Raw genomic sequence first — 11,874 nt, 5'->3', positions numbered from 1 at the left:
GACTAAAGTACGTCGATGTCGTTATGGCCCCCACACCTGCAGGCCCCTGATCACGAAGTACGCGTCCGGCACGTAGGTGCCTTGCCTCGGGTAGGTGGTGAACTCGGCCTCGGTCGAGCAGTTCTCCCGCTGGTACACGGTCGCGTCCCTGCTCAGGCGGTTCGCGAACGACCTGCCGACGACGGTCAGCGTGATGCACTCGTTGGGGTTCGCCGTCTCCAGGTCCAGGCGTTGCACGGCCCCTGTGTAGTCCGGCCCCGCCCACACGCAGAACTCGCCCTTGTCGCAGGTCTTGTCACTCTGCGCAACAGCGATCCCACTGGAGGCAACCGCGCCCGCAGTGATCACCAGGGCGGCGATGAGGCTCTTCGACGACATGGGCGCACCTCCGTTGCAACGAGTGTGCGTCCGTTCGGATCAATCGGCTAGACGATCTTGGAGTGCCATGGCGTCACGTGGGGCGTAGGCCTTCGCGTCGTTGTCGAAGTAGACGAACACGTCGCCCTGCTTCCGCCACTCCCTGACCTTCCCTGCCCACGAGTCGAGGCCCTCGTCGGTGTAGCCGCTGACGTAGAGCTCGTCGTGGCCGTGCAGCCGGACGTAGACGAAGTCGCTCGTCACCTCTTCGATGTACGGGTACTTGCCGGCGGCGTCCGCGACCACCAGTGCGATGTCGTGGCGCCGGAGCAGGTCGACGAACTCCGGTGTGTGGAAGCTGTCGTGGCGGACTTCGAGGGCGTAGCGCATCGGCCGTTCGGCGTCCGTGGTGGTGTGCGCCGGGTCGACGCGGTGGTCGTGCCGTTTCGCGATCTCGGCGGCCTCGGTGGTGGTGCGGGGGAGACCCTCGAAGAAGGCGGTGAGCAGGTCCGCGTCGAACTGGAGCGTGGGCGGGAGCTGCCAGAGGATCGGGCCGAGTTTCGGGCCCAGCGCGAGCACTCCGGACGCCAGGTAGTTCGCGAGGAGTTCGTGGCCGTCCTTGAGGCGCTTCATGTGCGTGATGAAACGGCTGCCCTTGACCGAGAACACGAAGTCGTCGGGCGTTTCGGCGGCCCACCTCTGGTAGCTCGACGGGCGTTGAAGCGAGTAGAAGGAGCCGTTGATCTCGACCGAGCCGAGCTGCTCGCTCAGGTAGGCCAGCTCGCGCTTCTGCGTGACGCCCTTGGGGTAGAACACGCCGCGCCAGGGCGGGTAGACCCATCCCGAAGTGCCGATCCTGACCTCGCCCATGTGGTTATCGTGGCACGGTGGACGACTACCTACAGCGCATCGGCGCCTCACGCACGTCGTCGTTGGCGGAGCTGCACGAACGGCACTTGCTCAGCGTCCCGTTCGAGAACCTCGACACCCACATGGACACCCGGATCGTGCTGGAGATCCCGTGGCTGCACGACAAGATCGTGGTGCGGCGCCGTGGCGGGTTCTGCTACGAGCTCAACGGGATGTTCGCGGAGTTGTTGCGCGACTTGGGACATGAGGTCGACCTGCTCGCGGCGCGGGTGTACGGCGAGGGACAGCGGCTCGGGCCGCCGTTCGACCACATGGCGTTGCTCGTGGACGGCGCCTGGCTGGCGGACGTCGGGTTCGGGTCCTTCTCGCTGCACCCGCTGTCGTGGACGTCGCGAGAGGACCAGAAGGATCCGGGTGGCGTGTTCCGGCTGGCGGACAACGGCGACGACGTGGACGTGTTCCACGACGGAGCGCCGGCCTACCGGCTGGAGCGCAGGCCGCGTGAGCTGGTGGAGTTCGTGCCGACCTGCTGGTGGCAGCAGACCTCGCCGGAGTCGCACTTCCGCAAGGGGCCGATGGCGACCCGCGCGTTGCCGGTCGGGCGGATCACCGTGACGGACAAGAAGCTCGTGCTGACGGAGAACGGCCACAGGACCTCGACCGACATCGAGGACCCTGCGGCCGCTTTCCTGGACTACTTCGGCATCAGGTTCGAGCAGAGTCACTTCCTGCAGAGCAACGCGTCCGGGGTCCTGCGCCAGTTGTAGGCGACACCGGCGATGTGCTCGTCCTGCGCGCACTGGCCCTTGTAGTGCCCGTTGGCCCAGTCGCCGCCCTGGTCCGGCCGGTTGTCACCCCGGTCGAACCACAGCACCCGTGTCTGCGATCCCTGCGCGACGGGCGCGCAGACCAGCGTGAAGTTCGCGTAGCCGACGGCCGCGTTTCCGTTGGGGCACTGGAGCTTCGTGTAGCCGGACGCCCAGTCGTTGGTCACGTGCTGCTCGTTGGTGACCCTGGTCGTGTTGCTCCACTGTGGACCGCTGACGCACAGGCCGCGGTTGCCGGTGTGGCTGATGCCGACGAGCTTCTCGCTCTGCGGACAGGATTCCTTGATGAGCTGGTTCCAGCGGGTCTCGCGCGGGATCTGCCCGGTGCGGCTGGAGGCGTTGACGAGACGGTTCCACGCGCCGGCCCGCCAGTCGTCGCCGTCGTTGACGCCCATGCGGTTTCCGGCGGCGTCCCAGTGCAGCAGCGCCCATCCGTTGCCGCCCCGGTTGGTGTGAAAGCCGACCAGCGGCCAGTACGCGAAGTCGGTGTCGTTCGCGATCAGCTGGTTCACGAACCGTTCGAACCAGTCGCGCGCCAGGGGGTTGTTCTCGCCGCGGCCGCCGACGCCGAACTCGCTGATCCACAGCGGTGCGGTGAAGTGCTTCTGCGCCTCGGTGATGAAGAACGCCTGGCGCTGCAGGACGTTGATGTGCTCCTGCGGCGAGAGGTCCTGGTAGCGCGGGTCGCTCGTCTCACCGATTCCCGAGGCGCCGCTGTGGTTCGGGCCCGTGTAGCCGTAGAAGTGGGCGGAGTAGACGAGCTTGTCGGGGTTGGCGAGCGTGTGGCTGAGGAACCGCGCCGGCTCCAGCGTCGGACGGCCGTGCGCGAAGCCGTCGACGGGGATGCCGGTCCAGTTGATGCCCTCGACGATGACCAGCAGATCCGGCGCGGTCTGCTGGATGCGGTCAGCGGCCTGCTGCGAGGCCTTGTGCCAGTCGTGGTCGTTGCCCCAGCCCCAGTTCGGGTCGTCCCAGACGTTGCGGCGCACCTCGTTGTAGAGGTCGGCGCCGACGACGCGCTTGTTCGCCTTGAAGCGGTCCGTCATGAACGCCCAGTCGTTGATCCACTGGTCGGTGCTCTGGCTGGTGTTCCACCGCTCGTTGCCGTCGACGCCGCAACACCAGCGCGACGTCGTCGTGTGGTTGTTGAGGATGACGGCCACGTTGTTGCGGGTCAGCTCGGCCACGACCGCGTCGTAGACCTCGAGCGGCCGCTTTCCGTTGAGCTGCGCGTCTTTCAGGCCGTTGACGGGGTTCGTGTCCTTGATCATCTGGTTGGAGAACGGCAGCCGGACGCTGTTGACGCCGATCTCCTTGAAGCCATTGATGATCGTGGCCATGGTCGCGCGGTCGAGTCCGAGCGGGACCTGGTCGGCCTTCTCGCCGGAGTGGTGGTTGGCGGGGTCGTTGATGTCGCCGGACCCGGTGTAGGTGCCGCTCGCACCGTGCCAGTTGCCGGACTTGAGCTTGAAGCGGTCGCCGTGTGCGTCGACGATCCACCGGCCTCGGGTGCTGAGGGGGCCGGTCCAGGCCACCTCGTCCGCGTGCGCTTGCACGGGAGCCACGAGACTCGCGGCCAGGAGCAGGGGAGCCAAGACGCGAATGTGTTTCACATATGTGACCGTATCGGCGTTCCAAGGCGTTGCGCTAGAGCCAGTGCGTTGTACGGTGCCGCGCCTCTCATGGTGTTGTCGAAGTAGACGTAGGTGTCGCGGTCCCAGGCGCGGATCTTGCGCGCCCATTCGTCCAGTTGCCGGTCGTCGTAGGAGCTGATGTACAGCTCGTCGTGGCCGTGCAGGCGGACGTAGGCGAAGTCGGCCGTGACCGCCTCGATGCAGGGGAACGTCGGTGCGTCCGACACGACGTGGGCGACGTTGTGCGCGTGGAGCAGGTCGAAGTAGGCGTCGTCGCGGAACGACTCGTGGCGTGGCTCGACGGCGTGCCGGCCTGGAGGAAGAGCGGCGAGGAACTCCGTCAGGACCGCTCGGTCGAACCGCAGGGTCGGCGGTAGCTGCCAGAGCACCGGGCCCTGCTTCGGGCCGAGCGCGAGCGAGCCGGCGAAGGCCTTGAGCGGCTCTTCGGCGTTCCGCAGGCGTCTGACGTGCGTGATCAGCTTCGGGCCCTTGACGGCGAACGTGAAGTCCGGCGGGGTCTCGGCGACCCACTTGCGGTAGTTCGACGGCGGTTGCGGGTGGTAGAAGGAGCTGTTGATCTCGATGGTGCCGACGTGCTCGGCCAGGTGGCCGAGCCAGCGTCGCTGGGGGATGCCGCGGTAGAAGCCGTCGCGCCACTCCGGGTAGCGCCAGCCCGACGTGCCGATCCTGATCACGCCCTCCGGGGTAACCCGGCGCCGGTGTAGCTACTCTGTAGCACTTATTGGTGGTTTGAGCTACAGTGGTGGCATGCAGCAGCTCAAAGCCATCGGCCAGCGTGAGCTCCGCAACGACAACGCGGAGATCATGCGGCGCGTCGAGGCGGGTGAGAGCTTCGTCGTCACCCGCAACAACAAGCCCGTCGCCCAGCTCCTGCCCTATCGCGCGGAGGTGGTCTCGAAGCCTTCGCTCGGTGAGGTGCAGGTGCTGTTCGGAACGCTGCCGCCCGTCGACGCCGACCGGTGGGAAGCCGACCGGCGCGCCGCCGACGAGGTGTTCGGCGCCGATGACCCGGTGGACGACCCGTGGCAGAGCTGAACTGCCTGCTCGACACCTGCGTGCTGATCAGGCTGGAGCGGGCGAACCTGGGCGAGTACCTGAACGCCCGGCCGTTCCTGAGTGCCGTCACGATCGCGGAGCTGGCGTTCGGGCTGGACACCGAGGACCCGGTCGAGCGGTTCGCGCGCACGGAACGGTATTACGCGGCGCTGCAGACGTTCGAGGTGCTGCCGTTCGGCGTCGAGGAGGCCAAGGTCTACGGGCAGATGGCCTCGCTGGTGCGGCGGGCCGGCCGCTCACCGCGGCCGCGGCGGATGGACCTGCAGATCGCGGCCACGGCGGCGGTCGCGGGCCTGCCGGTGCTGACGATGAACGTCAAGGACTTCAAGGACGTCGGGCGTCTCGTCGAGGTCGTGCCGATCCGTCAGGTCTGAGCGGAGCAGGGCAGGCCGGCGACTCTAGGCTGGCCGCCATGATTTCTCCGGGGTTCACCTGCTCCTGCTGCGGTGAGGTGCACGAAGGCCTTCCGTCCGGCTACTCGATGGCCGCACCCGTGTACTGGTCGCCGGACGTCGCCGAGAAGCCCGGCAGCTTCCTCTCGGGGGAGCAGTGCGTGATCGAGAACGAGCACTTCTTCGTGCGCGGCCGCATCGTGCTGCCGGTGCGCGACGCGGAGGAGGACTTCGAGTGGGGCGTGTGGGTGTCGCTCTCGCCGGCGAACTTCTTCCGCATGACCGAGGTCTTCGAGGACCCGGCCCGCGTGAACGAGCCGCCGTACTTCGGCTGGTTGTCCACGACCCTGCCCGGCTACGAGCCCACCACGCTCAACCTGAAGACCAACCTGCACACACAGGAGATCGGTGTGCGGCCGTTGGTCGAGGTCGAACCCACCGGGCATCCGCTCGCGGTGGAGCAGCGGGAGGGCATCACCGTCGCGCGGGTGCAGGAGTTCGCGGAGATCGCGTTTCACCAGTGAAGAACGCCCGCGCCCGCCGACGTCGATCCACTCCAGCTCGGGCAGTCCGATGAGCTCGTTCGCCTCGCAGAGGCCGGAAAAAACCGTACGGACGGATTCGATGCGTGGTGTAGCCGGCCGGGCGTCGGGTCGGCTTCGCCATGAACGGGTTCAGCGGGCCGTCGACGTCCAACAGGATCGCGGGACGCGAGAACATGACCTGATCGAAACATCCGAACGGCTAATGATCCCGTGATTCATCCCGATACGTGACACATGACTGTCACGGACATCGCGACGTGGGGCACGGCGGACCACGTGCGGGCCGCGCTCGAACGTCAGCTCGAAGGCGCGCTGGTAGAGGTTCCCCACGACGACGATGCGCCCCGCTGGGCGTTCAGCGAGGCGCTGCGCAGGTCGTTGATGCTGCGCCAGAAGAACCCGTTCGACGTCGTCGCCATCGGCATGCCGGATCTGCTGCGTTACCGGGACCTGGTGGCGGGCTCCGAGGTGACGTTGCGCGCGACGAACATCGACGCCTACTTCATCCGCGAGGACGGCAGCGCGGAGCAGTACGTGCCCGAAACGGAGTGAAGCCCCGGCTCCGTCGAGAGAGCCGGGGCTTCAGAACCACCACACACTAGGCAGGCACGGAAGCCACGCCCGGTGCCAGGAAACGCTTGCCCGTGACCTTCTCCGAGATGCCGGTGCGGTCCAGGTACGGCGTGATGCCGCCCAGCCAGAACGGCCACCCGGCGCCCAGGAGCATGCACAGGTCGATGTCCTGCGCCTCCGCGACCACGCCCTCGTCGAGCATGATCCGGATCTCCTCGGCCAGCGCCTCCAGCGCGCGCGACTTGACCTCGTCACCGGTGAGCGGCGAGGAGCCGAATTCCCACAGCGCCTGGACCTCGGGGTCGACGGTCTGCTTGCCGGTGGAGTCCCACTGCCAGACAGCGCCCTTGCCGGCGGCGACGAACTTCTTCATGTTCTCCGACACCGTGAAGCGGTCGGGGAACGCGCCGTGCATCGTCTCCGACACGTGCAGCGCGACGGCGGAACCGACCAGCTGCAGCAGGATCATCGGCGACATCGGCAGGCCCAGCGGCTCGGTGGCCTTGTCGGCGACCTCGAACGACGTGCCCTCGTCGACCGACTTGATGACCTCGCCCATGAAGCGGGTCAGCAGGCGGTTCACGACGAACGCGGGCGCGTCCTTCACGAGCACCGAGGACTTCTTGAGCTGCTTGCCGATCGAGAACGCCGTGGCGAGCGTGGCGTCGTCGGTCTGCTCGGCGCGCACGATCTCCAGCAGCGGCATGACCGCGACCGGGTTGAAGAAGTGGAAGCCCACGACCCGCTCGGGGTGCTTGAGCTTCGACGCCATGTCCGTGATGGACAGCGACGACGTGTTCGTGGCCAGGATCGCCTCGGCGGAGACGTGCTCCTCGACCTCGGCGAACACCTGCTGCTTCACGGCGAGGTCCTCGAACACGGCCTCGATCACGAAGTCGGCGTCGGAGAACGCGGACTTGTCCAGCGAGCCGGACACCAGCGCCTTGAGGCGGTTCGCCTCGTCCGGCGAGATCCGCTTCTTGCCCGCCAGCTTGTCGATCTCGCTGTGGACGTAGCCGACGCCCTTGTCCACGCGCGCCTGGTCGATGTCGGTCAGCACGACCGGCACGTGCAGGCGGCGGATGAACAGCAGCGCCATCTGCGAGGCCATCAGGCCCGCGCCGACGACACCGACCTTGGTGACCTTGCGCGCCAACGACTTGTCGGGAGCACCGGCCGGACGCTTCGCGCGCTTCTGCACCAGGTTGAACGAGTACAGACCCGCGCGCAGCTCGTCGCTCATGACGAGGTCCGCGAGGCCCTCGGTCTCGGCGGCGTAGCCCTTGTCCAGGTCGTTCTCGCGCGCCAGTTCCAGCAGCTCCAGCGCCTTCAACGCGCCGGGCGCCGCACCCTTGGTCTTGCCGTGCACGATGCCCTTGGCCCGCGCGACGGCCGCGTCCCACGCCTCACCGCGGTCGATCTCCTTGCGCGGCACCGTGATCTCGCCACGCACGACACCGGACAGCCACAGCAGCGACTGCTCCAGGTAGTCGGCGGAGTCGAACAGCACGTCCGCGATGCCCAGGCCCAGTGCGTCCTTCGGCTTGAGCATCTTGTTCTGGTTCAACGCGTTCTCGAAGATCACCGTCACGGCGTCGTTGGCGCCGATCAGGTTCGGCAGCAACTGCGTGCCGCCCCAGCCCGGGAACAGGCCCAGGAACACCTCGGGCAGCGCGATCGCGGCCGCGTTCGACGCCAGCGTGCGGTAGTGGCACGACAGCGCGAGCTCGAGCCCGCCACCCATGACCGCGCCGTTGACGAAGGCGAAGGTCGGGATGTCCGAGTCGGTGAACTTCCTGAAGACCTCGTGGCCCAGCTTGCCGATCGTGACGCCCTGCGAGCGGTCCGTCGCCTGCTCTACGGCCGTCAGGTCGGCGCCTACGGCGAAGATGAACGGCTTGCCGGTGACCGCGATGGCGGCCGGGCCGGCAGCGTAGGCCTCGTCGAACGCCGCACCGAGCGACACCAGCGACTGCGGGCCGAACGTCGACGGACGGGTGTGGTCCAGGCCGTTGTCGATCGTGATGAACGCGACCGGCTTGTCCAGCCCCGGTACCGAGATCAGACGAGTCTTGGCAACGGTGACGACCTCGTCGGGGAAGATCGCCTTTGCTTCCTCAGCGGTGATGGTCACTTGCCACTCCAGTTCGGGTTCTCCCAGATGACCGTTCCACCCATGCCGATGCCGATGCACATGGTGGTGAGGCCGTAACGGACGTCCGGACGCTCGGCGAACTGACGCGACAGCTGCGTCATGAGGCGCACGCCGGAGGAAGCCAGCGGGTGGCCGGTCGCGATCGCGCCGCCCCACTGGTTCACGCGGGCGTCGTCGTCGGCGATGCCGAAGTGGTCGAGGAACGCGAGCACCTGGATGGCGAACGCCTCGTTGACCTCGAACAGGCCAATGTCCTCAATGGACAGACCGGCGCGCTGGAGAGCCTTCTCCGTGGCGGGAACCGGGCCGATGCCCATGACCTCGGGCTCGACACCCAGGAACGAGTAGCCGACCATCCGCATGCCGACGGGCAGGCCGAGCTCGCGCGCGGTCTCCTCCTCGGCGAGGATGCAGCCGGTCGCGCCGTCGTTCAGACCGGCCGCGTTGCCCGCGGTGATCCGGCCGTGCGGGCGGAACGGCGTCTTGAGCTTGCCCAGGTCCTCGACCGTGGTGCCAGGACGCGGCGGCTCGTCGGCCGTCGCGAGGCCCCAGCCGTTCTCCGCGGAGCGGGTCGCGACGGGCACGAGCTCCGGCCCGATCTTGCCGTTCTTGATCGCGTCGGCGTACTTGGCCTGAGAAGCGGCCGCGTACGCGTCGGTGCGGTCCTTGGTGATGTGCGGGAACCGGTCGTGCAGGTTCTCCGCGGTCTGGCCCATCACGAGCGCGCTGGTGTCGACGATCTTGTCCGACAGGAAGCGCGGGTTCGGGTCGACGCCCTCGCCCATCGGGTGCCGGCCCATGTGCTCGACACCGCCCGCGATGGCGACGTCGTACGCGCCGAACGCGATGCCGCTAGCGGCCGTGGTCACGGCGGTCATCGCGCCCGCGCACATGCGGTCGATCGAGTAACCGGGGACCGACTTCGGCAGGCCCGCGAGCAGTGCGGCGGTGCGGCCGAGCGTGAGGCCCTGGTCGCCGATCTGCGTGGTCGCGGCGATGGCGACCTCGTCGACCCGCTCCGGCGGCAGCTCGGGGTGCCTGCGCAGCAGCTCACGGATGACCTTCACGATGAGGTCGTCTGCACGGGTCTCGGCGAAAATGCCCTTCGGGCCGGCCTTGCCGAACGGCGTGCGGACGCCGTCGACGAAGACCACGTTCCGAACGCGTGCCGGCGCTGCTGGTGCGGCCACGGCGTCTCCTCCACTTGTGGTGACAACTCTGTCCACTACCGGCAGGATTGCGCGACATCCCTACCGGTCGGTAACGCCAACTCTAACCCTAGTTACTGGTGAGTAACCACTGCCGTGCCCCTGTTCGTTGTGTCACACACCTTGCGCACGATCAGGAACAGCGGCAACCCGACCGGGGCCAGCAGGATCGTGATCACCAGAACGGGTGCCATGATCAGCGGGTTGACGTCGAGCCGGCGCCCTTCGAGGTACATCCAGCGCCCGACGAACAGGTCCCACGCGATCATGTGCGCCCACACCAGCGCCGCGCCGGTCGGCGTGCTCATGAACTCGGCGAGCGCGCCGAGTTCGGGCCTCGTGACCAGCGGCAGCAGCTCCGGCAGCACGGGGATCATCAGCACGACGTAGATCACGACCGGTGGCAGCACGATCAGGTACGACTCGGCGATCTTCTGCGTCCACGACCACTTCGGCGCGAAGATCATGAGCAGCCAGAACGGTGCGATCAGCAGGAACGTCAGGTCGAACAGGGTGGCGGTCATGCGTTCACGAGCTCCTTCTTCGGTGCACGCGCCCACACCACGCCGAGTGCGGTCGCGACGATGATCCCGGCGAGCGCGAGCAACGTCGTGCTGTCGGGCTGGATCAGGGACTGGCCGCGCAACGCCTGCCAGGTCACGAGCAGGAAGATCCCCAGGAACGACCCGCTGAGCACCCAGGCGAGCTTCGTGGTGGCGCGGGTGCCGAGCAGCGCGATGAGCAGCGGCAGCACCTGCAGGGCGTGCATACCCACGAAGTGCCCGACCCTCAGGTCGCCGTGCTCGGTGCTCCACCCGGTGAGCGCCATGTACGTGCCGCCGTCGGATGCGCCGATCGTGTGCGAGCCGAGGGTGCCGCCGTCGAGGGCCTGGCCGGGCTTCGGCTGCGTCATCAGGAATCCGACGCCGAGTCCCAGGAACGAGATGACGAGCCCGAGCCGGATCGACCACGACAGGGCCTGGTTCTCGATCTTCGTGCGCCACAGCAGGACGGCGACGATCGCGTGCGTCACCCACAACACGACGATCGTCGCGCCCATGATCGAGAACAGCGTCGCGTCGAGCGGCGTCTCGAAGTTGAAGTGACTGCGCCTGCCGCGCACGACCTGCCCGACGATGACGACCATCTCGGCCGCTCCGGCCGCCGCCAGCACGGTGCCGGCCCACCAGCCGACGCGCTGGAACCGCTTCAGGTACGTGAGCAGCCACGCCAGCGTGAAGGCGTAGAGCGCCAGCGACACGGCGAACTTGAACGGCTTGAGCCAGATCGGCGAGTTGACCACCATCCGGTCGTCGACGAGCAGCCCGATGAGCGAGATCGGGACCAGCAGCGCCATCGACCAGCCGAAGAGGACTAACGGCCGGTGCCACGTGCGAAGCATCTCTATACCCCCTGAATGGATAGCGGCACTCTCTACTATCCGGAAGCTACACTATCCATATGCGTGTTGGCGAGCTTTCCAAGAGAAGCGGCGTCGCGGTGCCGACGATCAAGTACTACCTGCGCGAGGGACTGCTGCCCGCCGGCGTGCTGACCAGCCCCAACCAGGCCCACTACGACGAGGAGCACCTGCGCAGACTCCGGCTGGTGCGGGCCCTCGTGGACGTCGGCGGCCTCTCCATCGCGTCGGTGCGCGAGGTCCTCGCCGCCATCGACACCCGCGACGAGTCGCTGCACAACAAGCTCGGCGCCGTGCAGGAGGCCATCAGCCAGCCGAGCGCGGTCGAGCTCGACCCGCTCGCGATCGAGGACGTCCAAGCCTTCTTCGCGCGACAGGGCGAGACCGAGTGCGTCGACGTCACCGAGAGCAACGTGACCCACATGCTCGCCGCGGCCCTGACCGTGGCGCGCTCCGTCGGCCACGGCCAGTTCCGCGACCTGCTCGACCCCTACCTGGAGGGGTTGAAGATCATCGCGCAGGCAGACGTCGCCTACGTCGCGAAGCAGAGGTCCCGCGACGACGTCATCGAGGCGATGGTCGTCGGCACCCTCATCGGCGATGCCGTGCTCAAGGCCGTCCGGCGGCTCGCACACGTCCAGGTGTCGCGCGACGTGATCGGCGACGGACCCGGCGACCCCGCGTCCTGAACTGATATATCGGCCGATATATCAGTTCGGCGCGCCTCCCACCTGCGCCTTAGCAATGACTCTTTGGACTTCGTCCGCAAAAGACTCGTTGCAAAGGCCTGGAGGGAATGTGGTCGCGGGGTGAAAG

The 11,874-nt window shown here is 67.4% G+C and carries 14 protein-coding genes; 6 read left to right on the top strand and 8 right to left on the bottom strand.

Translation table 11 applies throughout. The features are described from left to right. Positions 1–21 precede the first annotated feature (21 nt). Together OG205_RS21165 and OG205_RS21160 are read right to left on the bottom strand one after the other, a co-directional pair. A complete protein-coding gene (locus OG205_RS21165; protein ID WP_330277964.1) occupies positions 22–378 on the bottom strand; it encodes a peptidase inhibitor family I36 protein in 357 nt (118 codons plus the stop codon). 39 nt (positions 379–417) lie between these two features. Continuing rightward, positions 418–1,227: a DUF72 domain-containing protein gene (locus OG205_RS21160; RefSeq protein WP_330277963.1), complete on the bottom strand. Its 810-nt coding sequence runs from the start codon at positions 1,225–1,227 to the stop codon at positions 418–420. Between the two features lie 17 nt (positions 1,228–1,244). Here OG205_RS21160 and OG205_RS21155 point away from each other — a divergent pair, with 17 nt between their 5' ends. Next, a complete protein-coding gene (locus OG205_RS21155) occupies positions 1,245–1,994 on the top strand; it encodes an arylamine N-acetyltransferase family protein (protein ID WP_330277962.1) in 750 nt (249 codons plus the stop codon). On the opposite strand, the gene OG205_RS21150 is transcribed toward OG205_RS21155, so the two are convergent. After that, a complete protein-coding gene (locus OG205_RS21150; protein WP_330277961.1) occupies positions 1,949–3,649 on the bottom strand; it encodes a glycoside hydrolase family 5 protein in 1,701 nt (566 codons plus the stop codon). The genes OG205_RS21155 and OG205_RS21150 overlap by 46 nt on opposite strands. Positions 3,650–3,663: 14 nt before the next feature. After that, complete coding sequence (locus tag OG205_RS21145) at positions 3,664–4,383, bottom strand: DUF72 domain-containing protein (RefSeq protein ID WP_330277960.1); 720 nt, start codon at positions 4,381–4,383, stop codon at positions 3,664–3,666. 73 nt (positions 4,384–4,456) lie between these two features. On the opposite strand from OG205_RS21145, the gene OG205_RS21140 reads away from it, so the two are divergent. The 4 genes from OG205_RS21140 (at position 4,457) to OG205_RS21125 (ending at position 6,254) form a co-directional block, all read left to right on the top strand. After that, complete coding sequence (locus OG205_RS21140; protein WP_330277959.1) at positions 4,457–4,744, top strand: type II toxin-antitoxin system Phd/YefM family antitoxin; 288 nt, start codon at positions 4,457–4,459, stop codon at positions 4,742–4,744. Beyond that, the gene (locus OG205_RS21135) at positions 4,732–5,139 is read left to right on the top strand and encodes a type II toxin-antitoxin system VapC family toxin (RefSeq protein ID WP_330277958.1); all 408 of its coding nucleotides are present in this window, start codon (positions 4,732–4,734) and stop codon (positions 5,137–5,139) included. The genes OG205_RS21140 and OG205_RS21135 overlap by 13 nt, the downstream gene beginning before the upstream one ends. 38 nt (positions 5,140–5,177) lie before the next feature. Next, complete coding sequence (locus OG205_RS21130; RefSeq protein ID WP_330277957.1) at positions 5,178–5,681, top strand: DUF2199 domain-containing protein; 504 nt, start codon at positions 5,178–5,180, stop codon at positions 5,679–5,681. A gap of 255 nt (positions 5,682–5,936) precedes the next feature. Further along, positions 5,937–6,254, top strand: a complete 318-nt coding sequence (locus OG205_RS21125) for a hypothetical protein (RefSeq protein ID WP_330277956.1) — start codon at positions 5,937–5,939, stop codon at positions 6,252–6,254. Between the two features lie 46 nt (positions 6,255–6,300). Here OG205_RS21125 and OG205_RS21120 read toward each other — a convergent pair whose 3' ends face one another. The 4 genes from OG205_RS21120 to OG205_RS21105 form a co-directional block, all read right to left on the bottom strand. Further along, complete coding sequence (locus tag OG205_RS21120; RefSeq protein ID WP_330277955.1) at positions 6,301–8,409, bottom strand: 3-hydroxyacyl-CoA dehydrogenase NAD-binding domain-containing protein; 2,109 nt, start codon at positions 8,407–8,409, stop codon at positions 6,301–6,303. Beyond that, positions 8,406–9,620 (bottom strand): thiolase family protein, encoded by a 1,215-nt coding sequence (locus OG205_RS21115; RefSeq protein WP_330277954.1) that lies wholly within the window; start codon positions 9,618–9,620, stop codon positions 8,406–8,408. The genes OG205_RS21120 and OG205_RS21115 overlap by 4 nt, the downstream gene beginning before the upstream one ends. A 92-nt stretch (positions 9,621–9,712) precedes the next feature. Beyond that, positions 9,713–10,162, bottom strand: a complete 450-nt coding sequence (locus OG205_RS21110; RefSeq protein ID WP_330277953.1) for an ABA4-like family protein — start codon at positions 10,160–10,162, stop codon at positions 9,713–9,715. After that, entirely contained in the window at positions 10,159–11,040 is an 882-nt protein-coding gene (locus OG205_RS21105) for a hypothetical protein (protein ID WP_330277952.1), read from the bottom strand. Before OG205_RS21105 ends, OG205_RS21110 begins: the two co-directional genes overlap by 4 nt. A gap of 59 nt (positions 11,041–11,099) precedes the next feature. On the opposite strand from OG205_RS21105, the gene OG205_RS21100 reads away from it, so the two are divergent. Further along, the gene (locus OG205_RS21100) at positions 11,100–11,747 is read left to right on the top strand and encodes a MerR family transcriptional regulator (RefSeq protein ID WP_330277951.1); all 648 of its coding nucleotides are present in this window, start codon (positions 11,100–11,102) and stop codon (positions 11,745–11,747) included. Positions 11,748–11,874: the final 127 nt, after the last annotated feature.

The organism is Lentzea sp. NBC_00516, from assembly GCF_036346835.1.
Taxonomy (GTDB): domain Bacteria; phylum Actinomycetota; class Actinomycetes; order Mycobacteriales; family Pseudonocardiaceae; genus Lentzea; species Lentzea sokolovensis.
This window is presented reverse-complemented; position numbering and strand designations above follow the sequence as displayed.